This is a genomic window from Mesorhizobium sp. M0011, from assembly GCF_040324155.1.
In the GTDB taxonomy this organism is placed as follows: domain Bacteria; phylum Pseudomonadota; class Alphaproteobacteria; order Rhizobiales; family Rhizobiaceae; genus Mesorhizobium.
Map to the genome: position 1 here is coordinate 141,793 of NZ_JAMYVQ010000008.1, position 26,556 is coordinate 168,348.

Sequence of the window (26,556 nt, forward strand, 5' to 3'; positions counted from 1 at the left end):
CTTGCTCAATCGGCGGGTTCGGACTTGTGCAGCACACCCGCGGTTTCTTCATTGAGTGCCTGACCAGGCCGGCGCGGCGTGGAGAGCGGTGTCGGAATCGGCGTGCCGATATTGCCTCTCAGGAAGCGCTGTCCGGCGCGAATGCCTTCGGCAAGCTGGGTTTCGAAGCGATCGGTGTCGCGGCGCCTGACGTCTTCGATCGTTTCAGCCACGTCTTCGGGGTCGACGCCCAGCGATTCCAGTGCCGAGCCACCGAAAACAAGTGCGGATTCGAAGGTTTCGCGCAGTTGGTAGTCGACGCCGGCACGAATGAGCTGCAGCGCCGTTCCACGGTCGAATGCGCGGGCCAGCACTGTGAGCAGTGGGAATTCGGCCTTGATCAACTGGGCGATGCGAACAGCCACATCGGCCTTGTCGACGCAGATCAGCACGGCGCGCGCCCGGCCGGCACCGGCGGCATGCAGGATGTCCAGTCGCGTGCCGTCGCCATAGTAGACCTTGAAGCCGAAATCGGCCGCCGCCTGGATCATTTCGACATCATTGTCGATGATCGAGACGTCGATGCCGCGCAGCAGCAGCGGCTGGCTCGCGATCTGGCCGAAGCGGCCGAAGCCAATGACCAGCACGCTGCCGGTCAGGCCATCGGCGACATCGACGCCGTCGAGCGACTGCTCGTCGCGCGGCGTCAGATAGCGCAAGGCGATGATCGCCAGCGGCGTCAGCACCATGGAGATGATAACGATCGCCGTCAGCGTCGCGTTGGCCTGGCCGTCTATGATGCCGACCGCCGCGGCCGCCGAGTAAAGGACAAAGGCGAATTCGCCGCCTTGTGCCATGAAGACCGCGCGCTCCAGCGCTTCGCGGTGGCCTGACTTCAGGATACGGGCGACGATGTAGATGCCGAACGCCTTCATCACCATGTAGGCGACGACATAGACGGCGATCAGCCGCCAGTTCGCCGCGACCACATGCAGGTCGAGCGACATGCCGACGGCAAGAAAGAACAGACCGAGCAGGATGCCGCGGAAGGGTTCGATGTCGGCTTCGAGTTGGTGGCGGAAGGTCGATTCGGACAAAAGCACGCCGGCCAGGAAGGCACCCATCGCCATCGACAGGCCGCTGAGCTGCATGGCGAGGGCTGACCCAAGGACGACCAGAAGTGCCGCGGCCGTCATCACCTCGCGGGCACGGGCATCCGCCAGGATGCGGAAGAACGGGTTGAGCAGATAGCGGCCGGCCACCACCAGGCCGACGATAGCGGCGAGGCCGATGCCGACCTCGGTCAGCCGCTCCGACAGGCTGGTGTCGGCTCCACCGGGTGCCAGGAACGCGATCAAGGCCAGCAGCGGCACGATGGCAAGATCCTCGAGCAGCAGGACCGATACGATGCGCTGGCCTTTCGGTGCGGCGATTTCACCGCGTTCCTCCAGGAGTTGCATGACGATCGCCGTCGAGGTCAGCACGAAGCCGGCGCCGGCGACGAAGGATTGCGCGATCGGAAACCCTCCCGCCATGCCGACACCGGTCAGCAGAAGCGCGCAGACGCCGACCTGCAACGCACCGAGGCCAAAGATCTCACGGCGCAGGCCCCACAGCCGCGATGGCTGCATTTCCAGCCCGATGATGAACAGGAACATCACCACGCCGAGTTCGGCGACATGAAGAATGGATTCCGATTCGGAAAAGACGCCGAGGCCGAACGGGCCGATCACGACGCCGGCGGCCAGATAGCCGAGAATCGAGCCGAGGCCCATGCGCTTGAAGATGGGGACGGCGACGACGCCGGCAGCAAGCAGCGCCACCACCTGAACCAGATCACTGCCCGATGCTTCCGCCGCCATGCCTCTTGTCCCTGTGTCTCGCAGCACTCCTTGCATGCAGTTGGAGCGGGAGGCAAGGCGAGAAATCTGCCGGGAAAGGTAGGGTGCCGTTGCAGCGATTCCCCTGGTGGAACAACGCTCCCCGCTTGCCTGCCGGACGTTCGGCATCTATATCACGTATATGCCTGACTATTCGTCCCGGCCGTCTTCGACGCCACATATCCCGATGGATGCGCTCAGCGAAGTTTTACAAGACTTTCGCTTGAGTGGTGTCAACTATGGTCGCTGCGAGCTCCGGCACCCATGGAGCATAGACTTTCCGCAACAACAGCTGCTTCGGTTTCACTTTGTCGGCCAGGGCCCGTGCTGGATTCATACTGAATCGCAAGGCTGGCAGGAGTTGCGCGATGGCGATCTGGTGCTGCTGCCGCAAGGCATCGCCCATCGGCTGGCCAGCGCGCCGGACGTTGCAGGGGACTCGCTCGAAGGTTGCCAGGTGATCAAGTTGGGGGGCAACGTCTGCGAAGTGGTACGGCAAGGAACGGGCGCGACGAGCACTCTTTTCTGCGGCTCCATGGCCTTGGACTCCTATGCGCTCAACCCATTGATCACGTTGATGCCGCCTGTCATCAAGGGTTGCGACGTGGCCGGCAATGACCCGGTCGTCGGTCCTTTGCTGGCGGCCATGACGGTGGAGGCCTCGCAACCGCAGATGGGCAGCGCCACGATTCTCTCGCGTATGGCCGACTTGCTAACGGCCCGGCTCATACGCTGTTGGGTCAATTGCAACGGAGCCTCGACCACCGGTTGGCTCGCAGCCATCCGTGACCCCCATATAGGCCGGGCTTTGGCGGCCATGCACCGCGACCCCGGCCACAACTGGACGCTGGGAAGCCTGGCCGGCGTGGCAGGCCAATCGCGTTCGATTTTCGCCGAGCGTTTCGGTGCGGTATTGGGAGAGGGTGCCGCACACTATCTCGCCCGCCTGCGTATGCAGCTTGCCCGCGAATTGCTGGGCCAAAACGGCTTGTCGGTTGCCGAAGTCGCTACCCGTTTGGGCTATGATTCCGAGGCATCCTTCGCGCGCGCGTTCAAGCGCATCACCAATGTCTCGCCTGGCGTTGTGCGTCGCACAATTCCCGGACGAATGGATATGAATTTCGGATTCTAAGATACATATCATCCGAGCGGACTCGCCTATTTAAGACCTCCAAACTTTGGAGATCTTTCCGTGACTGACACAACATTACAGCTTGAAGACGCGGCGATTGGCCTTGATGCCGATGCACCAGCCGCGTGGAGCGCAGCCACTTGGTTCGCGGTCATTTCATTGGCGGCCACCAGCTTTGCCCTGGTGTCTGCCGAATTCCTGCCCGCAGGTCTGCTGACGCCAATGGCACGCGATCTCGGCATCAGCGAGGGGACGGCCGGCCAGGTCGTCACCGCCACCGCTTCCGTCGGCGCCGTGACGGCCATGTTGAGTAATGTTCTCATCGGCCGCTTGAACCGCAAGGCGGTGCTGGTTGGTCTCAGCGCCCTTGCGGTCGGTTCCAATATCCTGGCGGCGCTGGCGACCGATTTCTGGCTGTTGCTGTTGGGCCGGGCCGGACTGGGCATCGCTCTCAGCGCTTTCTGGGCACTTTCGGTCGCCGTCGTGGCGAGGCTGGTTGGCGCCAATGCGACAGGTCGGGGCATGGCGATCGTCACCCTCGGCGTCTCGCTTGCCACCATTGCCGCACCGTCGATGGGCGCGCTGATCAGTGACTGGATAGGGTGGCGCAGTGCCATGGCCATGACGGCGGGGCTGGCCGCGCTTGCCATGCTGCTGCAGTTTCTCAGCCTGCCGACCTTGCCTGCAACGGCAAGCAACAGCCTTGCAGATGTATTTCGGCTGACCCGGCGGCGCGGCATCCAACTCGGCATGTTGGCTATTGTTTTGCTGATGACGGGGCATTTTGCCGGCTCGGTCTATGTGCGCCCCTTCCTCGAACAGGTGACACTCCTTACAACCGGACCGATTGCCCTGGCTCTGCTCGGGTTTGGCATCGCTGCCGTGATCGGTAATGTTGCCGGCGGCCGCATGGCCGACACCAACATCCACATGGCCCTCGCAGTCACCGCAGCGTTGATGGCGGTTGCGGCACTTACTTTGGTGCTTTGGGGCTCGCATATCGGCGTTGCCTTCGGCTTCGTTACGCTGTGGGGTTTCGCCTTTGGCATGGCGCCGGTGGTGCTGCCGACCAATATGTCGCGCGCGGCGCCTGATGCGCTGGAGGCAGCGGGCAGCCTGATGGTCACCTCTTTCCAAATTGCCATCACCATCGGCGCGGTTGTCGGCGGCTATGTCGTGGACACCTATGGCGCGACTGGGCCTTTGACTCTGACTGCTATCCTTGCCGCATCGACCGCCGTCTTGGCGCTGCTGCAGCCGCGCAGCTGAACTTTGCTGCCGCTGATAAAATAGCCTGAATCCAGGCCGCCGCCGATGTTGCAGGCGCGATACACAAGTTGAGGCCGGGAACACGTTGCATCTTGCCGCAATCGAAGGCTAAGGACGCTCGGCTTCGGCCATTGGAGGGTGATCGACGATCAAGTCGCGCCCTTTTTGAGGAGATGACTGACATGAAGAAGTTTTTGTTTGTTGCCGTCGGCCTGGCGGTGCTTGCCGGTTCGGCTTGCTCGAAGGCGCCTGAGTGCACGGCGGAGATCGCGACCAAGAAGGCGCAGGACATGGCTGCAGCACTTCAGGAAGCGATTACCAAGGACCCGTCCAAAGCGGCTGATCTGACGGCCAAGGTCCAGGCGGTGACAACCAAGTATCAGGGCGCTACGACATTGGCCGACTCCTGCAAGGCCTATGACGAACTGACGGCCACGATCAAAGGCTAACGCCCTGATTCGATTGGATCAAACGAGGCGGCGACCGTTGGGTCGCCGCCTTTTCTTTTGAATTGTTCAGTTCGGCGCGATGGAGCCGACTTCGACCGCGTCGACGCGCTTCAGGCTCATGCCGATCACCGGCACCAGCTGGTCGTCGACGCGCACGGCAATAGTCACCGTCATCGAATTGTCGTCAGGGATGCGAGCCTGCATGACGCCGCGCAGCTGGTTGCGGTTGATGGTAAAGACCACTTTGCGGGCATCGACGACGTTGCCGCCGATGATGTCGAGGCCGGAACCGGTCGCGCCACCCATGAAGCTGCCCTTGTAGCCCTCACGGCCCTTGCGCTCGATCTTGGCCGACATCGGCTGGGTGAACATGCCGACCCGACAGCCGCCGTCGAGCGACATGCCGACCTTGCCGTCGGGCGTCGAGCCGGTGAAGCTGCAGTTGAACTTCGTGCCTTTGTACTTGCCGGCGACGATTTCGCCGGGACCGATCCACTTGCCTTCGGCGGACTGGAAGAACTGCTTGTCAGGCTCGGCCGCAGAGGCCACTCCGGCAATGCCGACGACTGCCGTAATCACCGTTGCCAGGGGCAGGACACTGGATAGAATTACGCTTTTCATCGACGACACCCGGCAACAAAGATGCTGTTTGGAACCCGTCTGACCATGAACAAGATTGGTTAATGCTTCGTCACCGCGGGGCCGCCGCAAAGCAGTCCGGTAACAATTCCGAAGGTCCAGACACTCCAGCCCGGCTCACTTGCCGGATGGGGTCGTTTCACCATCTTTCCTGGTTGCGAACGATGTCAGCGCCGAGAGGAAATCACCAAGTCCGGGACGCTTGGCGGCGCTGAAGGGCAGGGGTCGCGCCGTCTCCATCGCGGCAATGCCGATGCGTGCCGTCATCATGCCGTTGACGACGCCCTCGCCAAGCTTGGCCGAAAGGCGCGCGGCCAGGCCGTGGCCGACGATCTGCTGGACGAAACTGTCGCCGATCGCGATCGAGCCGGTAACCGCCAGATGCGCCAGCACGCTGCGCGCCAGGCGGAAGAAACCCAGCGTTCCCGGCCGTCCGCCATAGAGTTCTGACAGGCGGCGAATAAGCCGCCCGGCCTCGAACACGACATAGGCGACATCGACCAGTGCGCGTGGACTGACCGCCGTCACCAGCGAAACGCGTTTGGCGGCTTCGAGAATCATCACCTTCGCCCTGGCATCGAGTGGTCCGAGAATTTCAGCCTCGGCCAAGCGCACGAGATTGCCGCCGTCGATGATTTCGCCGCGCAGTTCGGCCAGCGCGCGCCGGCCGGCCGCGGTTTCGGGTTTGGCCGCGACAAAGGCCGACAATTCGTCGACGACCGATCGTGCAGCCTTGGGATCGTCGCGGGCGATCGCGTCGAGCGCACGCTTCTGCAGCTTTTCGACCTCGGCAAGGCGGGCGATCGCCAGGAACTCGCGAATCAGGATCACCATAAGCGCCAGCACGGCGATGGCAGCCATGCCCGCGGCCAGCCAGCCCAGCCATTCGGCGCGCGCGAAGAGGTCGCGTATGAGCTGGTCGGTCCACAGGCCGACAGCTAGCGAAACCAGCACGCCAAAGGCGCCGAAGAAGATGCTGCCGAGCAGTGAGCGTTTTCTGGGGGCGATCGCCGGCGGCGGCTCCGCGGCAATGATGTCAGGCTCGTCGAAGACATCGACTTCCGCCGGGATGACCATCGCGACATCGGCCTTCATCGCGCGGGGTTTGCGCTGGGCATCGGCCTGGGCACGGCGCGCCTGCGGCGCCTCTTGCCTTGGTTCGGCTTCCGGCTCGATGCGGAACGCTGCCGGCTTGCGGGGCGCAGTCATGCCAGATGATCTCCGATCAGGAACTGCAAGGCACGGTCGAGCCTGATATGCGGCAGCGACAGGGTGATACCTTCGGCCGTGCGTTCTAGCTTTGGGGGACGGAAACGGACGAAGCGGATTGCAGGGTCCGCGGCATCCTGCTTGTGATCGGCTCCCGAAAGATCAAAAACCGCATCAATTTTCTCCGGTAAATCACCGGGAAATATGGCTGTTTCAGCTTTTCCATCGAAGGTTTCGCCGTTGATCTTCTCGCCGGCGATCGGCGTGCCGATAATGACTGGCAACGTCTCTCGGCCTTGCTTGACGGTGCCTTCGCGCGTCGCGCGCACCGCCGCCATGGCGACCACATCGACGTCGGCGCCGGTGAAATTCGCCCGTGCCACGGCGCGGTCGGCAAGCCGCCGCACGATCGACTGCAGGCGGTCATGGCTTTCGTGATGCAGATGGTCGGCTTTGGTCGCGGCAACCAGGATGCGGTCGATGCGCCGCGAGAACAGGTCGGTGAGGAAGCTGCCCCGGCCGGGTCGGAAACAGCTGAGGATCTCGGTCACCGCGCGTTCCAGGTCGGCCATGGCGCCGGGGCCGGCGTTCAGCGCCTGCATGGCGTCGATCAGCACGATCTGGCGATCGAGTCGGGTGATGTGTTCGCGGAAGAAGGGTTTGACGACATGCGTCTTGTAGGCCTCATAGCGCCTGTCCATCATGGCGTGCAGCGACCCTGCGCGCGGACGCCTGTCGCCAATCCCGGCCAGGGGCGCGAAGGTCAGTGCCGGCGAGCCTTCGAGATCGCCCGGCATCAGGAAACGGCCGGGCGGCAAGGTCGAAAGCGCCCGCTCGTCGAGCTTGCAGGCCTTCAGATAGGCGGCGAAGCTTTCGGCCAGGCGGCGCGCCGTCATCTCGTCGGCGTCGGCGTTCGGATCGATCCCGGACGACAACGCCCGCCAGCCCTGCGAAAGGTCCTCGCGCACCGGCAGAACGGCCATTTCAAAGGCTTCGTGCGAAAAATCGGCAAAGGATTTGCCGAGCAGCGGCAGATCGAGCAGCCATTCGCCGGGATAGTCGACGATATCGACCGACAATCTGCCGGAGGAAAACATGCGGCTCCAGCCGGAAGCCGATTCATATTCGATGGTCAGCCGCAGTTCCGAAATGGCGCGCGTCGAATCGGGCCAGGCACGATCGTTGACCAGGGCGGCGATGTGGTCCTCGTACTGGAAACGCGGCACCGCGTCGTCCGGCTGCTGCTCGAGGAAGGCGCGGGCGATGCGCCCAGATTTCTGCGCCTCGAACAGCGGCAGGCGGCCGCCATGGATCAAATTGTGGACAAGGGCCGATATGAACACCGTTTTGCCGGCGCGGGACAATCCCGTCACGCCGAGGCGCAGCGATGGGGAAAAAAGCCCGGTGGCGCGGCCCGACAGCGTGTCGAGGGCAATCCTCGCCTCGTCGGTGAAGGTGGTCAGCGATGATGCCAAAATATGCTCTCTCGAACTTCGGTCCGTCCGATATAGGCTCTGCTACCCGGCTTTGAAATGGCTTCAGAGATCGGCCGGCGTCAGGAACGCTTCGAGATAGCCGGCGCCTTGGGCGGCGCTGGCAAGATCGCCGTCAAAGCGGACGACTGCCAGGCCCGCGGTCGGGAACCCATGGTTCAGCGTGACCCGCGCAGTCTCGTCGCCGTCGCCCGAAACTGCCATGGTGAGGTCTTCCATCATCGGGTTGTGGCCAATGACCAGCAATGAGCCTGATCCGCCATTGTCGCGGATAAGGTGGAGGTACCCGGCCGCGTCCGCGCTGTAGAGCGCGTCGAAGAACAGAACCCGGCCGGTGTCGGTCTGGCCGGCCAGGCCTTCCAGCGTCTCCTTGGCGCGCTTGGCATTGGAGCAGAGCGTCCGGTCCGGAACATAGAGGCGGGAGCGCATGGCGGCCCCCACCATTTCGGCATCGGCGCGGCCGGACGCATCGAGCGGGCGATCGAAATCCCGCATGCCGGGCAGTGCCCAGCCAGCCTTTGCATGTCGCAACAGATAAAGCCTGCTCACCCAACCTCCGAATGCCGAAGCGTCCCGGGATTAGCCACGAGAACGGCGTTGCGCACAATGGCCCGTGCTCTTCAACACGGCGAAGCACCCAATGCTGCTTGCTGCAAAGGTCTCTTGCGTATCGGCCCCGGGGGTCACGGCAATCTCGGAAAGCATGTGCCACCGGATCGAAAGTGTCTCGGCGAATTTGTACCAAAGCGACCGTACGCGGCCGCAGAGACGCGTGACGGGTACTTTAACAATTGCGTGAGACAGCGGCCGATTGCGCTTGTGCAGGCGTCGGACGACGAATATATAGGCGCCAAAATTGGGGCAGTTTGGGTGAGTCGAATGAACGACATCGTTACCGCCGATTACGTACCCTCCGAAGACGAGCCGTTCATGAACGAGCGGCAGAAATCCTACTTCCGCTCAAAGCTCGTCACCTGGAAGAGTGACATATTGCGCGAAGCGCGCGAAACACTGGAAATCCTGCAGCAAGAGAACGCCAACCACCCCGATCTGGCCGATCGCGCCTCTTCGGAAACCGACCGTGCCATCGAACTCAGGGCCCGCGACCGTCAGCGCAAGCTCATTGCAAAGATCGACTCCGCCCTGCAGCGCATCGACGAAGGCACTTACGGCTATTGCGAAGAGACCGGCGAGCCGATCGCGCTGAAGCGGCTCGATGCGCGTCCGATCGCGACATTGTCGATCGAAGCGCAGGAGCGGCATGAGCGCCGCGAAAAAGTCTATCGCGACGACTGAGGTCAAGGCCGGCGGCGCACGGCCGGCTGTCTCGAACGAACTCGATTCTGAAATGGCCGGTTTTCCGGCCATTTCTATTGGTGTGGCATCCACCGCTCTGAGGCGCGCGAAGGCGCAAACCCTTGATATTTTGCGCTTGGACGAGGTGGTTCGGCAGCGGACCGGCGACGATGTTTCGCGGGATAGCGACCCGGCGGTCGCTCATCTCTTCTGACTGGAGAGTTCGCCGAGAAGCTTGGTCATCTCGTCGTCGAGCGACGGCGGCGCCGCCGCCTTGCCCACGGGGCCGCCCGAACGGGGCTGGTCCAGCGACACTTCGAGTTCCCTCATCAGCGTGTCGTCGATGCTGTCCTGCACCGGCTGCGGTGGTGGCGGCGCGTGCCGGGCGGTGTTGGCGTTGGCGGAGCCGTAGGCAGGCAACGGCGTGACATTGGTCGGCTGATAGCTTTGCGTTGCCGGCTTCGGTGCAGGTGCCGGCGGCGCTGTTGTACGCGGGCGGGCGGGTGGCGTCGTGTTCACCGGCTGTGGAGCGGGAGCCTGTCTCGCCGGCGGCGGAGCGGGTTGCGGCGGACGCGGTCTTGCCGGGGCCGCGGCGGCCGGAACCGGCTGCAAGCCGCCATCTCCGGTCAATGCCGGCCGGCGTAGCGCCGAAAGTCGGATATCGCGCTCGACGACGACGTCGGTCGGGCCGCCGATCAGAAGCAGGTGCTCGATATCGTCACGGCGTATCAGCACCAGCCGGCGATGGCTGTCGACGGCGGTGGCATCCATGACGGCCAGTCGCGTCTTGCGGTTCCGGCCACCGGCGACGAAGGTTCCGAATGTCAGGTTGCGCACCAGCTTGATGATAACGAGAACGATAACCAGCAGGACAAGCGCTGCAAACGTCCACAACAATGCTGCGGCATAACCGGGACCTGCCACGCTATCGAGCCATTGCATTGGGTTCCCCTGATCGCCCTTGGAAGTGAAGAGACACTAGACCGTTGCAGCGGGCCACCGCAAGTTGCGTTTCACGCTGGTGAACAGCTAGAAAAACTCCGAAGCCTGGAAGACATCATTTTTATCCGACATTTGCCGCCCAGGCCTTTTCCGGACTAGGAGAATGTGATTCAACCCGCTAGGGGCGGGTGTCGGAACACCGGAATTCACGAGCAGGGGGCACATGGCCAAGGAAGCGCGCGGCGATTTCTATCCGGTACCGATCGTCGACCAGAATACGCGACCCGGCGCGGTCACCCGGCTTATCATTTTCATCGTCGTTCTGACGGGGGCGGCGATCGTCTTCGGGCTTTTCCGCGAGCGCCTCGGCGATCCTTTCCTGCTCGGCATGCTCGGCGTGCTGGCGATGATCGGCGTCGGCTTCCTGTTCGCGACGGCGATCGGCTTCGTGCAGGTCACGCCACGCTCGACAGGCGACGAACTGTCGAAATCCTTCGTCGATTCGATGTCGCAGGGGCTTCTCGTCACCGACACCAAGGGCCGCGTCGTCTACGCCAATCGCGCCTATGCGGATATGACCGGAGCATCGTCCGCTGCCGACCTGAAGACCGTCGAGGGATTGCTCTCGGATGTCCCCGAAGCCTCGGTGACGATCTATCGCCTGGCATCCGGCCTGCGCGACGGCCAGCCGGGCGACGGCGAGTTTAGGCTCGCACAGTCCATTCGGCCCGGTGCCGAGCCTGGCGCCCGCTGGTACCGGGCACGCGCCCGCGCCTTCAGCGTTCCAGGCCAGCGGCTGCCGATGCTGGCCTGGCAGCTTGCCGACATCTCGCAGGAGCGGGCCGAGCAGGAGCGCTTCTTCCTCGATCTGCAGAAGGCGATCGATCATCTCGACCACGCGCCGGCCGGCTTCTTTTCGGCCGACCAGGAGGGCCGCGTCACCTATATCAACGCCACGCTCGCCGAATGGCTGGGCATCGACCTCACCAGCTTCACGCCCGGCGCCGTGTCTCTGTCGGAGATCGTGGCTGGCGACGGCATGGCGCTGGTCCGCTCGGTCAAGGCCGACCCCGGCACCACACGCAACGCGGTGATAGATCTCGACCTGACGACCACGACGGGCGAAGCGCTGCCGGTGCGCTTCATGCACCGCGTTTCGGCCAGCCGCGAAGGATTGAACGGGCCGACACGCACGATCGTGCTCAACCGCACGCAAGGCGAGGATGCCTCTGCCGATTTGCGGGCTTCGGAAGTGCGCTTCACCCGCTTCTTCAACTCGACACCGATGGCGATCGCCGGCGTCGACCACAATGGGCGCATCCTGCGTACCAATGCGCCGTTCCTGTCGCTGTTTTCGTCTGTCGTCGATCGCGACGCCGTCGACCGTCGCGTAAGGCTCGACACGGTGATCCACGAACGCGACCGGCCGGCCTTCGCGGCTGCCTTCGAGAAAGCGCAGCAGCGGCAGGCCGACATCGAGCCGATCGACACGCTTTTGCCTGGCAACGACGAACGGCACATCCGCTTCTACGTCAACGCCGTCGCCGACGGCACCGGCGGCGAGGGGGCCGAGGAGTCGGCCATCGTCTACGCCGTCGAGACAACGGAGCAAAAAGCACTCGAAGGGCAGATGGCGCAAAGCCAGAAGATGCAGGCGGTCGGCCAGCTTGCCGGCGGCATCGCGCATGATTTCAACAATGTGCTGACCGCCATCATCATGGCGTCCGACCTTTTGTTGACCAACCACCGTCCGTCGGACCCCTCCTTCCCCGACATCATGAACATCAAGCAGAACGCCAACCGGGCGGCTTCGCTGGTGCGGCAGCTTCTGGCCTTCTCGCGCAAGCAGACGTTGCGGCCGGAAGTGCTCAATCTGACCGACGTGCTCGCCGATCTCAGGATGCTGCTCGCCCGCCTGGTCGGCAACGACATCAAGCTGAAGGTCGACCATGGCCGCGACCTGTGGCCGGTCAAGGTCGATATCGGGCAGTTCGAGCAGGTGGTGGTCAACCTTGCGGTCAACGCGCGCGACGCAATGCCGGCGGGCGGCGATCTCACCGTGCGCACCCGCAATGTGACCGCCGAGGAGTGCAAGGCCTTTTCCTACCGCGAACTCGCCCCGGCGGACTATGTCGTGGTCGAAGTCGAGGACACCGGCAGCGGCATCGCGCCCGACGTGCTGAAGAAGATTTTCGAGCCTTTCTTCACCACCAAGGAAGTCGGCAAGGGCACCGGCCTTGGCCTGTCGATGGTCTACGGCATCATCAAGCAGACCGGCGGCTTCATCTTCTGCGATTCCGAAGTCGGCAAAGGCTCGACTTTCCGCATTTTCCTGCCGCGTCACATCGCCGAAGCGAAAAAAGCAGGCGAGCCCGGCGATGCGCCGGCAGCGCCGGCAAAGGTCGCCGATCCGGCCAAGGATCTGTCGGGCTCGGCCACGGTGCTGCTCGTCGAGGACGAGGATGCCGTGCGCATGGGCGGCATGCGGGCGCTGACCTCGCGTGGCTACACCGTGCACGAGGCATCGTCGGGCGTCGAGGCGCTGGAAGTGTTCGAGGCGCTGGGCGGCAAGGTCGATATCGTCGTTTCCGACGTGGTCATGCCGGAAATGGACGGACCGACACTGCTTGGTGAATTGCGCAAGCGCCAGCCGGACATCAAGTTCGTCTTCGTGTCCGGCTACGCCGAGGACGCATTCGCCAGAAACCTCCCGGCAGATGCGCATTTCGGCTTTCTGCCCAAGCCGTTTTCGCTCAAGCAACTGGCGACGATCGTCAAGGACGTGCTGGAGTCTTAGAGACTTTCCCATGTTCCTCCTTGCACAACGCCGTGACAACGCCATGATTGCGGGTGAAACGGCAGGAAGGCTTAGGGGAGCAACTTGTGACGCCGCACAACGAAGCGGACAAGGACGACTACGCCGACACGGTGTTGTTGCCGGGTGATCCGCAGCGTGCCGAATGGATGGCGCGAACGTTCCTGGAAGCGCCGCGCTGCATCAATCGCCGCCGCGGCACGCTTGGCTTCACCGGGCTGTTTCGTGGCAAGTCCATCAGCATTCAGGCGACGGGCATCGGCGTTTCATCATTTCTGATCTATGCGCATGAACTGCTGGACCATTATGGCGCCCGGACCTTGATCCGCACCGGCACCTGCGGCAGCCTGACCGCAAAGGCGAAACTGCGCAGCCTTGTCATCTCACAATCGGCACAGGCGGAAAGCGCCCAGAGCGGCCAGGTTTTCGGCCTTTATGGACCCGCTGGCCCCGACCCGGCGCTTCTCGCATCGTCACTGGCCAAGGCGGTAGAATTCGGCATCGACCATCATGCCGGCCTGACGGTGTGCAGCGACATCTTCTATCACCCGGAAGGGCGCGCCCGTTTTGCCGTTGCGCGGTCGGAAGGAGCTCTGGCCGTGGATATGGAAACCAGCGCGCTCTATCGCATATCGGAGCATTTCGGAGCGCGTGCGCTGTCGATGTGTGTTGTGGTCGACAACATCGAGACCGGCGAACAGACCGACTATTCCGAGCGCCAGGAATTGTTCGCAGACATGAGCCGTCTGGCGCTCGCTGTCGCAGCAGAGAGCTAGAGTACGGGTCTACCGGGTCAGCCCCTTGCGTACGGCAGCGACATCGTCAGAGGAGACCGCCGGGGCGGCGTTGCCCCAGCTGGCGCGCACATAGGTCAGGACGTCGGCGACCTCCTGGTCTTTCAGGCGCCAGGCCAGGGAGGGCATGGCGGGCGTAGTCGGTGCATCAGCCGTGTGCACGGCCTGGCTGCCGGCAAGGACGAGCCGGGCCAATGTTTCGGAACTGCCCTGCGCGACGATCGAATTGCCGGCAAGGGAAGGGAAAAGCACGCCTGACCCGGCACCATCTCCACCATGGCAAGCCGAGCAATTGTCGCGATAGATTGCCTCGCCCGTTGCCATCCGTGTCGCGTCAGGTTTTGCCGGTTGGACGCTGTCGACATCCGAGCCCAGGCTCTTGAGGTAGACTGCAACCGCCTTGAGATCGGGATCGGTCATTTTCGACGTGGAGTTCTCGATGGCCTCCGCCATCGGACCTGATGCAATCGAATGCGCGTTGACGCCGGTCTTGAGGTATTGGACCAGATCCTCCTGAGACCATTTCCCAAGGCCCGATTGCGCATTGTTGGTAATGTCGGGGGCAAACCAGCCTTGCAGGGAGGCACCTTGCAGGAACTCGCTGTCCTTGTCGGCGCCAAGGAAAGATTTGGGCGAGTGGCAGGTGCCGCAATGTCCTGCACCCTGGACGATATAGGCGCCGCGATTCCACTCCGCCGATTTGGAGGAATCCGGCTGAAAGCTTGCCTCGGTAAAGTTGAGGGCATTCCAGCCCAGCATCGCCAACCGGATGTTCAACGGGAAGGGCAGCTGATTGGCCTCGACCTTGTTCGATACCGGTTCAACCGTCGTCAGATAGGCCCACAGGTCGGAAATGTCCCGATCGTTCATCCTGGTATAGGCGGGGTAGGGCATTGCGGGGTAGAGCCGCACGCCATTGTGGCCGATGCCTGACTTCATCATGCTGCGGAAATCGGCTTCCGACCAATTGCCGATGCCCGTTTCGCCGTCGGGGGTTATGTTGGGCGGGACAAGCATGCCGAACGGCGTTTCGAGCGGTAGTCCGCCAGCCAGCGGTTTGCCCCCGGCCTGCGTATGACAGCCTGCGCAGTCGCCGAGTACGGCCTGATACACTGTCCACGTATGATCTGGTCCGCCTGGTCGGCACTCCGTGCCGGGCCCGCGTTGAGGGCCGCGGCGCCGATGGCGAGCGTGAAAACGAGCTTGTTCATGCCTGCACCAGGGGTGCACCGGGATTGCGCAGATATTGATTGCGGATGGCATCGGCGGCGCGGAAAGCGAGCGCGCCGACGGTTCCTGTCGGGTTTTTGCCGGCATTCTGCGGGAAGGCCAACGCGCCGATGACGAAGACATTGGGGACGTCCCAGCTTTGGAGGAAGGTGTTGACCGCGCTCTTCTTCGGGTCCGTTCCCATGATGGCGCCGCCCGTATTGTGGGTGCTCTGGTAGGGGACGGTCGAGGTAGTTGTTGCGCGTCGCGTAACTGCTTCCCTGGGACGAGTAGCCAAGCGTGCTCCTGTAACCCTCGACCGTTGCCTTCTTCCAGGCGCTGCCCCATTTCGGCGTGCCGGGCAAGGTCGGCCTGGTTCCGATCGGGCGCCCGTTGGTGGGAATGCAGTTGATGCCCGCGCCGCCGACGAAGTCCAGCGCGCCGTGGTCGAACGCGTCACCATTGTAATCGTCGATCGTCTGGCCGAGCGCGCCGGCGGCGATGAACGGGTTGAAGTTCTTGTCGTCGAAGAACACCTGCACGCCGGCATTTGTCTGGTAGCAGTAATTGCGCCCAACCGTTCCTTCGCCACTGCCGGGATCGTAGATCTTGCCGATACCGGACAGCATCATCAGCCGGGCATTGTGCAGGCCGTAGGCGCACAGCAGCACCAGATCGGCCGGCTGGAAATATTCCTCGCCTGACGTGTCGACATAGGTGACGCCGCGCGCCGACTTGCCTCCGGGAGCCAGATCGACATGCAGAACCTCGCTGTCGGTGCGAACCTCGAAATTCGACTTCTTCATCAGCACGGGAAGGACGGTGGTCTGGGCGCTCGACTTCGAATAGTTGGCACAGCCGAAGCGTTCGCAGAACCCGCAATAGGTGCATTGACCCATGGCGATGCCGAGCGGGTTGACATAGGCCCGCGACATGTTGGCGGATGGGGTCGGGAAGGGATGCAGGCCGATCGACCGGCCGACCTCGGCGAACAGGGTTGGCGCGTAGGTCATCTGCATCGGCGGGTTCGGATAATCCCGCGACCTTGGATCCTCGAACGGATTGCCGCCTTCCTGCAACTGCCCCTTGATATTGCCGGCCTTGCCCGAGATGCCTGCCAGATACTCGAACTGGTCGTAATAGGGCTCCATCTCCGCGCCGGTCACGCCCCAGTCCTCGACCTGGAGATCGGCGATTCTCGATGCACCGTATTTCTTCGTCAGATTGGTCTTTATCTGAAAGTCCGAATCCCAGAACCGCCAGGTGTGGCCGTTCCAGTGGACGCCGGCGCCGCCGACGCCGTTGCCGGGGAGGAAGGAGCCGAAATCGCGCATCGGCAGCGCCTTCTGCGACGGGTCATTGCGCGCCGTCATGGTTTCGACGGTCGGCTGCAGGAAGAGGTCGCGCCGGATGCTGTAGCGCAACTCGTCCTGCGCATAGCCGATGTTGAAATCGGTTGCCGTGTCGCGCCAGGGGCCGCGCTCTATGGCCACCACGTCCAAGCCCTGATCGGTCAATTCGTGGGCCAGAATGGATCCTCCAGCCGAGGCCGACGATCACGACATCTTTGCGAGGCAGTATCTTGGTCATGATCAGGCGCCTTTGCCGAGCCATTCGGGACGCCCGATGATCGAGACAGGCGGCTGCGGATATGGCTGATTGTGTTTGCTGACATGGTCGCGGTAGTCGTAGCGGGCACCTGGAAAACCAAGCATGCGCCACGAGACCATGTCCTTGTTGCCGCCATAGACGGGGTCGGCAAAGAACCCTTCCATGGTGTTCTGCAGCAGAAGCCCGAAGAAACCGGGACCCTTGACGCCATTGGGCAGGTCGACTTTCCCGGCCTCCATTGCCGTCAGGAAGGCATCCTGTTCGGCCGATGCGAGCTCGACGAATGTCTTGCCGTCCCGCTGTTTGAGGAAGGCGTCGATGGCGGCAAGCCCGGTGCGGTAGCGCTGCGCCGGATTGGCCTCGCCCTGATAGCCCTGGGTGGGCAGTCCAGGCAGAAACGGGCCTTGCGTGTAAAGCCGGCTCGACGCTCCGAACGCCCCCATCAACTGCCTGTCGATATAGACGGCGCAACCGGCTTCCTTGCCGCCCATGCTGAGCTCGTCGGCCGGAATGATGCGGTCGACGATCGCCTCGACAAGGGCTGCTTCCTGGGCTGAGAAAAAGTGCCAGCCGCCGGCCACGACCTGCGTGGGTGGATCGGATGCCATTGGCGTCCAGGGCAAAGTGCCCGAGAACGATCGCGCAAAACCGGCCGATGTCGCGGTTGCCGTAAATATTGCGACCGAGGACAGGAAAAGACGCCGATTCATTCGAACAGGATTGCGATGGTTAATATTAGGAATCTCGAAAATAAGAGAACGCGCCCGGGAAGTGACGCCCAAGTAATCATGACAACGATAGTTGGGTTAATCCGCAGACCGAATGCCGATAGACTGCGAGATGAAAATGACCTCGTCAACCACATCACAAAATCGTTAGCGAGGGTTCGGTCGACTGCCGATCGGGTCTGGGTGTGTTGTTGAAGCCGGATGGCTGCCCGAAAGTCGGGCCACGATCCCGCGAAGCATCCGGCCTACCTGCCCGGATGCTGGACCGATAGAAACAGCGTCGTGCCATCAGGCATGAATCAGGAACCAGCCACTGACCGGGTGGCGTTCGAGGTCGCGGTCAATGCCAGGCCCTACCGCGACGCATCACCAGGCTCTCAAGACCCCTTGATCATACTTGCTCAGCTGGCAAGCAGGCTAATGAGTTTACGACCTGGACGACACCTTGTAGACTGAACACCATGGCGCTCAAACGGATGGACAACATAGGAATCGTCGTCGATGACCTTGAAGAGACGATTGGTTTCTTTGGCGAGCTCGGCCTTGAGCTCGAAGGGCGGGCTACGATCGAAGGAGAATGGGCCGGACGTGTCACGGGACTGGGCGATCAGCGCGTCGAGATTGCCATGATGCGGACGCCCGACGGCCACAGCCGGCTCGAACTGTCCCGTTTCCTCACGCCGCCTGTCGTCGCCGATCACCGCAACGCCCCGGTAAACGCCCTGGGCTACCTCCGCGTCATGTTCACTGTGGACGACATTGACGGGACGCTCGAAAGGCTCCGCAATCGCGGTGCGCGGCTCGAAGGCGAAGTCGTCCAGTATAGAGACGTGTATCGGCTATGTTACATTCGAGGGCCTGGAGGGCTTCTCATCGGGCTCGCCCAAGAACTCAGCTGAGCGCAATACGCTAAGCGGCCTCCCGCTTCGGCACCATCTGCTCATCCATCCCTGGCCGATGGCCGCGCAGATAGAGCGCGCAGGTGGTGCGCAGCATCGACGCAAAGTTCGGGATGGCGCCGTTGATCTCTATGGCTTCGTCATAGAGCTTGGAGATGAATTTCGGCGTCGTCAGGTTCTGGTTCTCGGCGATCTCGTCGAGCAACGCCCAGAATGTTCCTTCAAGCTGGATGCTGGTCGAGTGGCCGTCGATGCGAATCGACCGGTTGATCTGGCGATAGCCTTCGGGATCCTGGCCCGCAAACACCCTGCACATCCGACAAACCTCCCATGATTGTTGGTCTTGGGTGGACGGGCGTGCAGTTTGATACTGCTTGACCTGTCCCCACATGCATTCTCGGGTAAAATCGCCGCCACGGCAATCGGACTTTTGTCCTTGTTGGCGATGGAGGACGGTTCACGGCTTCGGGCGTGGTAACCGGCTGCCACCACCTTTTGTCCGTGCCGCGCATAATCGTCTCCACACCAGAGCGGAGACTGATTTGGCCAAGGCGATCCACAGCATGATCCGGGTTCTCGAAGAGGCCCGGTCCGTCGATTTCTACAGAAACGCCTTCGGGCTCGATGTCGCCGACAGGCTGGATTTCGAGACATTCACGCTCCTTTACCTCAGCAATGCCGAGGCAGGGTTCGAGCTCGAACTGACCGTGAACAAGGATCGGCAGGAGCCTTACAGGCTCGGCGACGGCTACGGTCACCTTGCGGTCTCGGTCGCCGATCTCGACGGCGAACATGATCGTCTCGGTGCGCTTGGCCTCAATCCGAAGAAGATCGTCGAGTTCAACCGCGACGGGTCGCTGATCGCGCGTTTCTTCTTCATCGAGGACCCCGACGGCTACAAGATCGAGGTTCTGCAACGCACAGGTCGCTTTCAATAGGAGACATTGCAGCCGCACCGGCAGGTAGCGCCAGCAACGGCACTCTCAAGGGTGCAAATAGCAAGCAGGGAGGAATAAAAATGGTCACGATCTATGACGCGAAGCCTGGGCTTTCCCGTCGAGAGCTTCTCAGACGCGGCGGCATCGGCGCGCTGCTCGTCATCTCCGGCAGCGCCGTCATCAGCCCCGAACATGCCTGGGGGCTCGAGACATCGGCACTCAAGCCCGAAACCATGGCGACGCTGATCCAGATGGCGCGTGACATCTATCCGCACGATCAGGTTCCGGACAAATATTACGCCATTGCCGTGAAAGGTCATGACGAGCAGGCCGGCAAGGACGCCGCCTACAAGGCGATGCTCGAGGACGGCATCGCCGACCTCGACAAGAAGTCCGGTGGCGGCGGCTATCGCGGCCTTGGCTGGGAGGAGCAGCGGGTCGCCGTGTTGAAGCAAATCGAGGTGACGCCATTCTTCCAGGCCATCAGAGGCGGCCTCGTCGTCAGCCTCTACAACCAGAAAGAGGTGTGGCCGATCTTCGGTTACGAGGGCGAGTCCTATTCCAAGGGCGGCTACATCGCGCGCGGTTTCGACGACATCGAATGGCTCTGAGCCCCGTCGTTCCTGAACCCGCAAACAGAAATCATGGGAGGAAACCATGGCAGCTTCATTTGATCTGAACAACGACGGCGTGGTCGTCATCATCGGCTCGGGCGCCGGCGGCGGCACGCTCGGCAACGAACTCGCCCAGAAGGGTGTCGACGTCGTCATCCTGGAAGCCGGCGCGCGCCACGAATACGAAGACTTCGTCAATGACGAGTGGGGTTCGTTCAGCCAGCTCGCCTGGACGGACAAGCGCACCACGTCCGGCGACTGGCGTGTGGCCAAGGATTTTCCGAACCTGCCGGCCTGGATCGTCAAGTCGGTCGGCGGTTCGACCACGCATTGGGCCGGAGCCTCGCTGCGCATCCAGGAGCATGAGTTCAAGACGCTGTCGACCTACGGCAAATTGGAAGGCGCCAACCTGCTCGATTGGCCGATCACGCTGGCCGAGCTGGAGCCCTACTATGCCAAGGCTGAAGCCAAGATGGGCGTCACCGGCACCAATGACTGGCCGCGGCTGCCGGGCAACAACAATTTCAAGGTGCTGAAGGCCGGCGCCGACAAGCTCGGCTATAAGGAATGCCACACCGGCAACATGGCGATCAATTCGGTCGATCGTGACGACCGCATGTCTTGCCAGCAGACCGGCTTCTGCTTCCAGGGCTGCAAATGGGGCGCCAAATGGTCGACGCTCTACACCGAGATCCCCAAGGGCGAGGCGACAGGCCATCTCGAAGTCAGGCCGAACGCCATGGCGATCAAGATCAACCACGACGCTAGCGGAAAGGTGACCGGCGTCGTCTACGCCGACAAGGACGGCAAGCTGCAGGAGCAGAAGGCGCGCATCGTCGCGGTTGCCGGCAATTCGATCGAGAGCCCGCGGCTGCTGCTCAATTCGGCATCGGGAAAATTCCCCGATGGGCTTGCCAACTCGTCGGGTCAGGTCGGCAAGAACTACATGCGTCACACCACCGGCTCGGTCTATGCCATCTTCGACAGACCGGTGCACATGTATCGCGGCACGACCATGGCCGGCATCATCCGCGACGAGGCGCGGCATGATCCATCGCGCGGTTTCGTGGGTGGTTACGAGTTCGAGACGCTGTCGCTCGGCCTGCCGTTCATGGCGGCGTTCCTCGATCCGGGTGCCTGGGGGCGCTCGTTCACCGCCGCACTCGATCATTACGACCACATGGCCGGCCTGTGGATCGTCGGTGAGGACATGCCGCGTGCGGAGAACCGCATCACGCTGCATACCGACGAAAAGGACGCGCACGGCATGCCGATCGCCGACGTGCATTTCGACGACCATCCGAACGACACCGCGATGCGCAACCACGCCTACAAGCAGGCTACGGCACTTTACGATGCGGTCGGCGCCACCCGCACCTTCCCGACGCCGCCCTATCCGTCGACCCACAATCTCGGCACCAACCGGATGAGCGAGAAAGCGGAAGACGGCGTCGTCAACAAGCACGGCCAGGCGCACGACATCAAGAACCTGTTCGTGTCCGACGGCAGCCAGTTCACCACCGGGGCCGCCGAAAACCCGACCCTGACGATCGTGTCGCTCGCGATCCGCCAAGCCGACTACATCGCCGCGCAGATGTCGGCAAAGACGATCTAGTCAAATCCTCCCGACAGACTGCTGGCGCGGAACCCGCAAGGTTCCGCGCCTTTTTTCCTTGCCGCCTCATTGCTTGGTGCAGGTCGAGGCGGTGAAGGCGCCGTCGGGCTGCTTCATGATGATGTCGAAGGAAGGCGCGGTTTCACCGTCCAGCGTCGCCTGGGTCAGCGACAGTGAATTGCCGCCGGCGGTATATCCGCCCAGCGGCCCCAGCCACGAGATCACGCCGTTTGCGTCCATTTGGTAGTTATAGCCCTGCCGCGCGGTGCCGAAGACGCCGAGGCTGGTGTAGACGGGGCCGCTGTAGACGTTCCCCTTGATGGTGATGTCGCCGAGGCTGAGGAACATGCCAAGCAGGTACACTTCGCAATGATAGGCGCCGTCAGGCATCTTGCCGTCGCTGAAATCGGCTCGCGCTGCCCCGGTTGCTGCCGTCAGAAGTACTATGCCGATGAAAATACGTGAAATACCTGAAACCATGACGTCGCTCGCTTGAAGAGCGAGCTTGCCCTATTTTTGCACCGCGCTGCAACATCGGTCGCCTGAGGCACTGGTGAGATCAAAATCTAGGCAGATTGGGAAAGTGATCGAAAAATAGGCAGCAGCTGCGCAAGCTGCGCAAATTTCCCTCAATCGATTTCTGGCCACCTCTCTTTGTTTTGTAAGCTCTATATTCCAAGGTGCTGATATCTCTAATTTATTTGTGCCCTTTCGGGATTGCCAGAGCGGTTGGCATGGGGGTTGCTTTGTAGTGTTGCGGTGCAATCAACCAGCTTGGGAGTCCGTAATATGAGGGGTAATTTCTCGACAATAACAAAAATGTTTTCGGCGAGCGTGGTCGCCGCCGGCATGTTGATGTCCGCTCCGGCGAAGGCCGCCGACGACACGATCAAGGTCGGCATTCTCCATTCGCTGTCGGGGACCATGGCGATTTCGGAGACGACGCTGAAGGACGCCATGCTGATGCTCATCGACGAGCAGAACGCCAAGGGCGGCCTGCTCGGCAAGAAGCTCGAGGCGGTCGTCGTCGATCCGGCTTCCAACTGGCCGCTGTTTGCCGAAAAGGCGCGCGAGCTGATCTCCAAGGACAAGGTCGCGGCGGTGTTCGGCTGCTGGACCTCGGTGTCACGCAAATCGGTTCTGCCTGTTTTCAGCGAGCTCGACAATATCCTGTTCTATCCGGTCCAGTATGAGGGCGAGGAGAGCGAGCGCAACGTGTTCTACACCGGTGCGGCGCCAAACCAGCAGGCCATTCCGGCCGTCGACTATCTGATGAGCGAGGATGGCGGTTCGGTGAAGCGCTGGGTGCTGGAAGGCACCGACTACGTCTATCCGCGTACCACCAACAAGATCCTCGAAGCCTATCTGAAGGCCAAGGGCGTCGCGGCGGAAGACATCATGGTCAATTACACGCCGTTCGGCTTCTCCGACTGGCAGACCGAGGTTTCGGCGATCAAGAAGTTCGGTTCGGCCGGCAAGAAGACCGCCGTCGTCTCGACCGTCAATGGCGACGCCAATGTGCCGTTCTACAAGGAACTCGGCAACCAGGGCGTCAAGGCCGAGGACATCCCGGTCATGGCGTTCTCGGTCGGCGAGGAAGAGCTTGCAGGTCTCGACACCGCGCCGCTGGTCGGCCATCTCGCTGCCTGGAACTACTTTGAGAGCATCGACACGCCTGAGAACAAGAAGTTCATCGCCGACTGGCACAAGTTCATCAAGAACGACAAGCGCACCACCAACGACCCGATGGAAGCCCACTATATCGGCTTCAACATGTGGGTGAAGGCGGTCGAAAAGGCCGGCACCACCGATCCGGACAAGGTCATCGACGCCATGATCGGCGTCTCGGTGCCGAACCTGACCGGCGGCTATTCGACGATGATGCCGAACCACCACATCACCAAGCCGGTGCTGATCGGTGAAATCCAGGCCGACGGCCAGTTCGAAACCGTGTCGCGCACGCCGGGTCTGGTGATGGGCGACGAGTGGTCCGACTATCTGCCTGATTCCAAGGACCTGATCTCCGATTGGCGCGCGCCTCTGTCCTGCGGCAACTTCAATGTTGCCACCGGCAAGTGCGGCGGCAAGGGCACGAACTGATCCCTCCCAGGGCTGACCTAGTCAGACCGCGGGCGTCCGGCCGGCTTCCCCCGCCGGCCGGACGCCCACTTCAACCTTCAAGGGTTACCAGAGACCGATGAACCTGTTTCGTACGATTGGTTTGATGCTGTTGTTCCTGCTGGCGACACTGTCGTCCTCCGGCGCCGGCGAAGCCGATCTGCGCGGCATCATCGCCAAATTCGCCGCGGCCAAGGGCTTTTCCGAGATCGGAGCCGTCGTCCACGAACTGGCTGCTGCCGGCGATCCGGCGGTGGAGCGGCCGCTTGCGGCACTGGCCGACGGCAACCTCTATGTCCGCAAGGCCGATTCCCTGGTGTTTGTCGGCAAGGAAGCGGGCGAAAGCGTCCAGCTTTCCGACCCGTTGAGCGGCGAGGCATCGGGCGAGGCGGCCAAGGACGACATCACCAAGATCAAGGTCAACAACACGCTGCGTCGCGTCATCCGCGATGCGTTGGGCACGCTGACGCTTGGCGCCAAGGATCCGGCCGTGCGCATCGCCGCCGCCGACACCATGTTCAAAACGCCCGACGCCGCAAACATCGGACCGCTCGACACGGCCATTGCCAGCGAGACCGTGGCAAGCGCCAAGGCTCTGCTCGAACAGGCCCGTGCGGCCTCCGTTCTGGTCTCCGACCGGCCTGATGGCGAAAAGCTCGCTGCCATCGCGCTGATCGGAGCGCGGGGCGACCGCGACGCGGTTTCCCTGCTCACGTCTGTCGAGGCGAACTCCACCGACGCGGTCAGGCAAGCGGCGACGACCGCAATCGCCAACATCAATTCGACGCTGGCCTTCTGGGATGCCGGCCAGAACATCTGGTACGGCATTTCGCTGGGCTCGGTGCTGCTGCTGGCGGCGATCGGCCTTGCCATCACCTTCGGCGTCATGGGCGTTATCAACATGGCGCACGGCGAGATGGTCATGCTCGGCGCCTACACGACCTTCGTCGTCCAGCAGGTGATCCGCACCTCCTTTCCCGGCCTGTTCGACTGGTCGCTGGTTATTGCGCTGCCGCTGGCTTTCCTCGTCTCGGCTCTGGTCGGCCTGATCATCGAGCGCGGCGTCATCCGCTTTCTCTACGGGCGGCCGCTGGAAACACTGCTTGCGACTTGGGGCGTCTCGCTGATCCTGCAACAGGCCGTGCGATCGATCTTCGGGCCGACCAACCAGGAGGTGGGCAACCCCTCGTGGATGTCGGGCTCGTTCAATGTCGGACAGTTGGCGATCACCTGGAACCGGCTGTGGATCCTGGTTTTCGCGCTCGCTGTCTTCGGCATCCTGCTCTACGTGATGAAGCGCACGCCCTGGGGCCTTCAGATGCGCGCCGTCACCGCCAACCGGCGCATGGCCGCCTCGATGGGCATCAGGACGCCATGGGTAGACGCGCTGACTTTCGCGCTCGGCTCCGGCATTGCAGGCATTGCCGGTGTCGCGCTCAGCCAGATCGACAACGTCTCGCCCAATCTCGGTCGCGGCTACATCATCGACAGCTTCATGGTCGTCGTCTTCGGCGGCGTCGGCAATCTGTGGGGCACGCTGGTCGGCGCCTTCTCGCTTGGCATCGTCAACAAGTTCCTCGAGCCCTATGCGGGCGCGGTGCTCGGCAAGATCGTCGTGCTGGTGCTGATCATCCTGTTCATACAGAAGCGCCCGCGCGGCCTGTTCGCGCTCAAGGGCAGGGCGGTGGAAGCATGATCACGGGACGCTTCTTTGCCGCCGGCGCGGACCGCCGCATCGCCATCACGATCTTCATCCTGCTGGCGGTGGCCGTCATCGTGCCGCTGCTCAACCTTGCGGTGTCTCCTGCCAGCGCCTTCTACATCCCATCCTACATTGTCGCGCTGACCGGCAAATATCTCTGTTATGCACTGCTCGCCTTGGCGCTCGATCTTGTCTGGGGCTATTGCGGCATACTCTCGCTCGGTCACGGCGCCTTCTTCGCGCTCGGCGGCTATGCGATGGGCATGTATCTGATGCGCCAGATCGGCTCACGCGGCGTCTACGGCAATCCCATCTTGCCCGACTTCATGGTGTTCCTGAACTACAAGGAATTGCCCTGGTTCTGGTACGGTTTCGACCATTTCTGGTTCGCCGGCCTCATGGTGCTCGCGGTGCCCGGCCTGCTCGCTTTCGTCTTTGGCTGGTTCGCTTTCCGCAGCCGCGTCACCGGCGTTTATCTCTCCATCATCACCCAGGCGATGACGTACGCGCTGCTGCTTGCCTTTTTTCGCAACGACATGGGGTTCGGCGGCAACAACGGCCTGACCGATTTCAAGGATATTCTCGGCTTCAACGTGCAGGCCGACGCGACGCGCTCGGCGCTGTTTGCCGCCAGCGCCGTGATGCTCGCGCTAGCCGTCTTCGTCACCTGGGCGATCGTCGGCTCCAAATACGGCAAGCTCCTGATGGCTGTGCGCGATGCCGAGAGCCGCACGCGCTTCCTCGGCTGGCGGGCGGAGAACGTAAAACTGTTCGCCTTCACCGTCTCGGCCGTCATGGCCGGCATAGCCGGCGCGCTCTACGTGCCGCAGGTCGGCATCATCAATCCGGGCGAGTTCGAGCCGGCCAATTCGATTGAAGTCGTCGTCTGGGCGGCTGTCGGCGGGCGAGGCACCATTGTCGGGCCGATCATCGGTGCGTTGCTGGTCAATGCCGGCAAATCTTGGTTCACCGGCGTGCTGCCGGAATTCTGGCTGTTTGCCTTGGGCGGGCTGTTCGTCGCCGTCACGCTTTTGCTGCCCAAGGGCATTATCGGCATGTGGGACAGCTGGCGCGGCAACGCCAGGGCGTTGCGGGCAGCTTCCGTCGCCGAGGAAGCCGGTAGCGACCCCGACGTCCCGCCGCCGGCGAAAATCGTTCGCAGCGAGGCGAGAAAGCCCGGCGACTGGTCCGCCAGCAACCCCGAGCCGCAGCCGGCGGAGTGAGC

General features: G+C 62.5%; 24 protein-coding genes and 1 pseudogene. 14 read left to right on the forward strand and 11 right to left on the reverse strand.

Translation table 11 applies throughout. From position 1 onward, the window contains the following. Positions 1 to 5: 5 nt before the first annotated feature. Positions 6 to 1,841 carry a monovalent cation:proton antiporter-2 (CPA2) family protein gene (locus NKK51_RS11995; RefSeq protein WP_352553000.1) on the reverse strand — a complete coding sequence of 612 codons (1,836 nt, stop codon included), beginning with the start codon at positions 1,839 to 1,841 and terminating at the stop codon, positions 6 to 8. A gap of 160 nt (positions 1,842 to 2,001) precedes the next feature. On the opposite strand from NKK51_RS11995, the gene NKK51_RS12000 reads away from it, so the two are divergent. The 3 genes from NKK51_RS12000 to NKK51_RS12010 all read left to right on the forward strand — a co-directional run bounded on the left by NKK51_RS12000 (position 2,002) and on the right by NKK51_RS12010 (position 4,709). Then, positions 2,002 to 2,991: an AraC family transcriptional regulator gene (locus tag NKK51_RS12000; RefSeq protein WP_352553079.1), complete on the forward strand. Its 990-nt coding sequence runs from the start codon at positions 2,002 to 2,004 to the stop codon at positions 2,989 to 2,991. A 60-nt stretch (positions 2,992 to 3,051) separates the two neighbouring features. Next, positions 3,052 to 4,260 (forward strand): MFS transporter, encoded by a 1,209-nt coding sequence (locus NKK51_RS12005; RefSeq protein ID WP_352440296.1) that lies wholly within the window; start codon positions 3,052 to 3,054, stop codon positions 4,258 to 4,260. 182 nt (positions 4,261 to 4,442) lie between these two features. After that, positions 4,443 to 4,709, forward strand: coding sequence for a hypothetical protein (locus NKK51_RS12010; protein WP_127295927.1), 267 nt, complete (start codon positions 4,443 to 4,445; stop codon positions 4,707 to 4,709). Between the two features lie 66 nt (positions 4,710 to 4,775). Here NKK51_RS12010 and NKK51_RS12015 read toward each other — a convergent pair whose 3' ends face one another. From NKK51_RS12015 to NKK51_RS12030, 4 genes are all read right to left on the reverse strand, one after another. Beyond that, positions 4,776 to 5,330, reverse strand: a complete 555-nt coding sequence (locus NKK51_RS12015) for a hypothetical protein (RefSeq protein WP_023813027.1) — start codon at positions 5,328 to 5,330, stop codon at positions 4,776 to 4,778. 135 nt (positions 5,331 to 5,465) lie between these two features. Next, complete coding sequence (locus tag NKK51_RS12020; RefSeq protein WP_023813026.1) at positions 5,466 to 6,557, reverse strand: YcjF family protein; 1,092 nt, start codon at positions 6,555 to 6,557, stop codon at positions 5,466 to 5,468. Continuing rightward, positions 6,554 to 8,032 (reverse strand): YcjX family GTP-binding protein, encoded by a 1,479-nt coding sequence (locus NKK51_RS12025; protein ID WP_352553002.1) that lies wholly within the window; start codon positions 8,030 to 8,032, stop codon positions 6,554 to 6,556. Before NKK51_RS12025 ends, NKK51_RS12020 begins: the two co-directional genes overlap by 4 nt. Before the next feature lie 63 nt (positions 8,033 to 8,095). Next, positions 8,096 to 8,599, reverse strand: coding sequence for a SixA phosphatase family protein (locus NKK51_RS12030; protein WP_352440299.1), 504 nt, complete (start codon positions 8,597 to 8,599; stop codon positions 8,096 to 8,098). Between the two features lie 330 nt (positions 8,600 to 8,929). Here NKK51_RS12030 and dksA point away from each other — a divergent pair, with 330 nt between their 5' ends. After that, positions 8,930 to 9,346, forward strand: coding sequence for an RNA polymerase-binding protein DksA (gene dksA, locus NKK51_RS12035; protein ID WP_023813023.1), 417 nt, complete (start codon positions 8,930 to 8,932; stop codon positions 9,344 to 9,346). Beyond that, complete coding sequence (locus NKK51_RS12040) at positions 9,312 to 9,560, forward strand: hypothetical protein (protein WP_352553004.1); 249 nt, start codon at positions 9,312 to 9,314, stop codon at positions 9,558 to 9,560. The genes dksA and NKK51_RS12040 overlap by 35 nt, the downstream gene beginning before the upstream one ends. Here the strand turns inward: NKK51_RS12040 and NKK51_RS12045 are convergent. After that, positions 9,548 to 10,288 (reverse strand): flagellar biosynthetic protein FliO, encoded by a 741-nt coding sequence (locus NKK51_RS12045; protein WP_023813022.1) that lies wholly within the window; start codon positions 10,286 to 10,288, stop codon positions 9,548 to 9,550. The two genes, NKK51_RS12040 and NKK51_RS12045, sit on opposite strands and share 13 nt — an antisense overlap. A gap of 223 nt (positions 10,289 to 10,511) precedes the next feature. Here NKK51_RS12045 and cckA point away from each other — a divergent pair, with 223 nt between their 5' ends. After that, positions 10,512 to 13,085, forward strand: coding sequence for a cell cycle histidine kinase CckA (gene cckA, locus NKK51_RS12050; RefSeq protein WP_023813021.1), 2,574 nt, complete (start codon positions 10,512 to 10,514; stop codon positions 13,083 to 13,085). 86 nt (positions 13,086 to 13,171) lie between these two features. Beyond that, the gene (locus NKK51_RS12055) at positions 13,172 to 13,879 is read left to right on the forward strand and encodes a purine-nucleoside phosphorylase (protein WP_352553006.1); all 708 of its coding nucleotides are present in this window, start codon (positions 13,172 to 13,174) and stop codon (positions 13,877 to 13,879) included. Positions 13,880 to 13,888: 9 nt separating this feature from the next. Here the strand turns inward: NKK51_RS12055 and NKK51_RS12060 are convergent, their stop codons facing one another. The 3 genes and pseudogenes from NKK51_RS12060 to NKK51_RS12070 form a co-directional block, all read right to left on the reverse strand. Further along, positions 13,889 to 15,214: a cytochrome c gene (locus NKK51_RS12060; protein WP_352553008.1), complete on the reverse strand. Its 1,326-nt coding sequence runs from the start codon at positions 15,212 to 15,214 to the stop codon at positions 13,889 to 13,891. Further along, positions 15,105 to 16,696: pseudogene (locus tag NKK51_RS12065) on the reverse strand (GMC family oxidoreductase). Before NKK51_RS12065 ends, NKK51_RS12060 begins: the two are co-directional and overlap by 110 nt. A 2-nt stretch (positions 16,697 to 16,698) precedes the next feature. Next, positions 16,699 to 17,325 (reverse strand): gluconate 2-dehydrogenase subunit 3 family protein, encoded by a 627-nt coding sequence (locus NKK51_RS12070; RefSeq protein WP_352553010.1) that lies wholly within the window; start codon positions 17,323 to 17,325, stop codon positions 16,699 to 16,701. Positions 17,326 to 17,906: 581 nt separating this feature from the next. On the opposite strand from NKK51_RS12070, the gene NKK51_RS12075 reads away from it, so the two are divergent. Continuing rightward, the gene (locus NKK51_RS12075; protein WP_023813016.1) at positions 17,907 to 18,344 is read left to right on the forward strand and encodes a VOC family protein; all 438 of its coding nucleotides are present in this window, start codon (positions 17,907 to 17,909) and stop codon (positions 18,342 to 18,344) included. Between the two features lie 10 nt (positions 18,345 to 18,354). Here the strand turns inward: NKK51_RS12075 and NKK51_RS12080 are convergent, their stop codons facing one another. Beyond that, positions 18,355 to 18,660 carry a ribbon-helix-helix domain-containing protein gene (locus tag NKK51_RS12080; protein ID WP_023813015.1) on the reverse strand — a complete coding sequence of 102 codons (306 nt, stop codon included), beginning with the start codon at positions 18,658 to 18,660 and terminating at the stop codon, positions 18,355 to 18,357. Positions 18,661 to 18,886: 226 nt separating this feature from the next. Between NKK51_RS12080 and NKK51_RS12085 the strand changes: the two genes are divergently transcribed. The 3 genes from NKK51_RS12085 (at position 18,887) to NKK51_RS12095 (ending at position 21,511) form a co-directional block, all read left to right on the forward strand. Continuing rightward, complete coding sequence (locus tag NKK51_RS12085; protein ID WP_352553012.1) at positions 18,887 to 19,282, forward strand: VOC family protein; 396 nt, start codon at positions 18,887 to 18,889, stop codon at positions 19,280 to 19,282. An 80-nt stretch (positions 19,283 to 19,362) separates the two neighbouring features. Then, positions 19,363 to 19,893, forward strand: a complete 531-nt coding sequence (locus NKK51_RS12090; RefSeq protein WP_352553014.1) for a gluconate 2-dehydrogenase subunit 3 family protein — start codon at positions 19,363 to 19,365, stop codon at positions 19,891 to 19,893. Positions 19,894 to 19,939: 46 nt separating this feature from the next. After that, positions 19,940 to 21,511 carry a GMC family oxidoreductase gene (locus NKK51_RS12095; protein ID WP_352553016.1) on the forward strand — a complete coding sequence of 524 codons (1,572 nt, stop codon included), beginning with the start codon at positions 19,940 to 19,942 and terminating at the stop codon, positions 21,509 to 21,511. Between the two features lie 66 nt (positions 21,512 to 21,577). On the opposite strand, the gene NKK51_RS12100 is transcribed toward NKK51_RS12095, so the two are convergent. After that, on the reverse strand, positions 21,578 to 21,991 hold the full coding sequence (locus tag NKK51_RS12100) for a hypothetical protein (protein ID WP_352553018.1): 414 nt from the start codon (positions 21,989 to 21,991) through the stop codon (positions 21,578 to 21,580). A 309-nt stretch (positions 21,992 to 22,300) separates the two neighbouring features. On the opposite strand from NKK51_RS12100, the gene urtA reads away from it, so the two are divergent. The 3 genes from urtA to urtC all read left to right on the forward strand — a co-directional run bounded on the left by urtA (position 22,301) and on the right by urtC (position 26,554). Then, entirely contained in the window at positions 22,301 to 23,611 is a 1,311-nt protein-coding gene (gene urtA, locus NKK51_RS12105; RefSeq protein WP_352553020.1) for an urea ABC transporter substrate-binding protein, read from the forward strand. 97 nt (positions 23,612 to 23,708) lie between these two features. Further along, complete coding sequence (gene urtB, locus NKK51_RS12110) at positions 23,709 to 25,325, forward strand: urea ABC transporter permease subunit UrtB (RefSeq protein WP_352553022.1); 1,617 nt, start codon at positions 23,709 to 23,711, stop codon at positions 25,323 to 25,325. Then, positions 25,322 to 26,554 carry an urea ABC transporter permease subunit UrtC gene (gene urtC, locus NKK51_RS12115; RefSeq protein WP_352553024.1) on the forward strand — a complete coding sequence of 411 codons (1,233 nt, stop codon included), beginning with the start codon at positions 25,322 to 25,324 and terminating at the stop codon, positions 26,552 to 26,554. The genes urtB and urtC overlap by 4 nt, the downstream gene beginning before the upstream one ends. Positions 26,555 to 26,556: the final 2 nt, after the last annotated feature.

Bases quoted from the DNA above. Each gene is read 5' to 3' on its own strand.
- NKK51_RS12010 (WP_127295927.1), top strand. From the start codon at position 4,443: ATGAAGAAGTTTTTGTTTGTTGCCGTCGGCCTGGCGGTGCTTGCCGGT.
- NKK51_RS12045 (WP_023813022.1), bottom strand. From the start codon at position 10,288: ATGCAATGGCTCGATAGCGTGGCAGGTCCCGGTTATGCCGCAGCATTG.
- NKK51_RS12100 (WP_352553018.1), bottom strand. From the start codon at position 21,991: ATGGTTTCAGGTATTTCACGTATTTTCATCGGCATAGTACTTCTGACG.
- NKK51_RS12060 (WP_352553008.1), bottom strand. From the start codon at position 15,214: ATGCCGGCAAAAACCCGACAGGAACCGTCGGCGCGCTCGCTTTCCGCG.
- NKK51_RS12015 (WP_023813027.1), bottom strand. From the start codon at position 5,330: ATGAAAAGCGTAATTCTATCCAGTGTCCTGCCCCTGGCAACGGTGATT.
- urtA (WP_352553020.1), top strand. From the start codon at position 22,301: ATGAGGGGTAATTTCTCGACAATAACAAAAATGTTTTCGGCGAGCGTG.
- NKK51_RS11995 (WP_352553000.1), bottom strand. From the start codon at position 1,841: ATGGCGGCGGAAGCATCGGGCAGTGATCTGGTTCAGGTGGTGGCGCTG.
- NKK51_RS12080 (WP_023813015.1), bottom strand. From the start codon at position 18,660: ATGTGCAGGGTGTTTGCGGGCCAGGATCCCGAAGGCTATCGCCAGATC.
- NKK51_RS12070 (WP_352553010.1), bottom strand. From the start codon at position 17,325: ATGGCATCCGATCCACCCACGCAGGTCGTGGCCGGCGGCTGGCACTTT.
- NKK51_RS12000 (WP_352553079.1), top strand. From the start codon at position 2,002: ATGCCTGACTATTCGTCCCGGCCGTCTTCGACGCCACATATCCCGATG.
- NKK51_RS12040 (WP_352553004.1), top strand. From the start codon at position 9,312: ATGAGCGCCGCGAAAAAGTCTATCGCGACGACTGAGGTCAAGGCCGGC.
- NKK51_RS12095 (WP_352553016.1), top strand. From the start codon at position 19,940: ATGGCAGCTTCATTTGATCTGAACAACGACGGCGTGGTCGTCATCATC.
- cckA (WP_023813021.1), top strand. From the start codon at position 10,512: ATGGCCAAGGAAGCGCGCGGCGATTTCTATCCGGTACCGATCGTCGAC.
- dksA (WP_023813023.1), top strand. From the start codon at position 8,930: ATGAACGACATCGTTACCGCCGATTACGTACCCTCCGAAGACGAGCCG.
- urtC (WP_352553024.1), top strand. From the start codon at position 25,322: ATGATCACGGGACGCTTCTTTGCCGCCGGCGCGGACCGCCGCATCGCC.
- NKK51_RS12075 (WP_023813016.1), top strand. From the start codon at position 17,907: ATGGCGCTCAAACGGATGGACAACATAGGAATCGTCGTCGATGACCTT.
- NKK51_RS12090 (WP_352553014.1), top strand. From the start codon at position 19,363: ATGGTCACGATCTATGACGCGAAGCCTGGGCTTTCCCGTCGAGAGCTT.
- urtB (WP_352553022.1), top strand. From the start codon at position 23,709: ATGAACCTGTTTCGTACGATTGGTTTGATGCTGTTGTTCCTGCTGGCG.
- NKK51_RS12020 (WP_023813026.1), bottom strand. From the start codon at position 6,557: ATGACTGCGCCCCGCAAGCCGGCAGCGTTCCGCATCGAGCCGGAAGCC.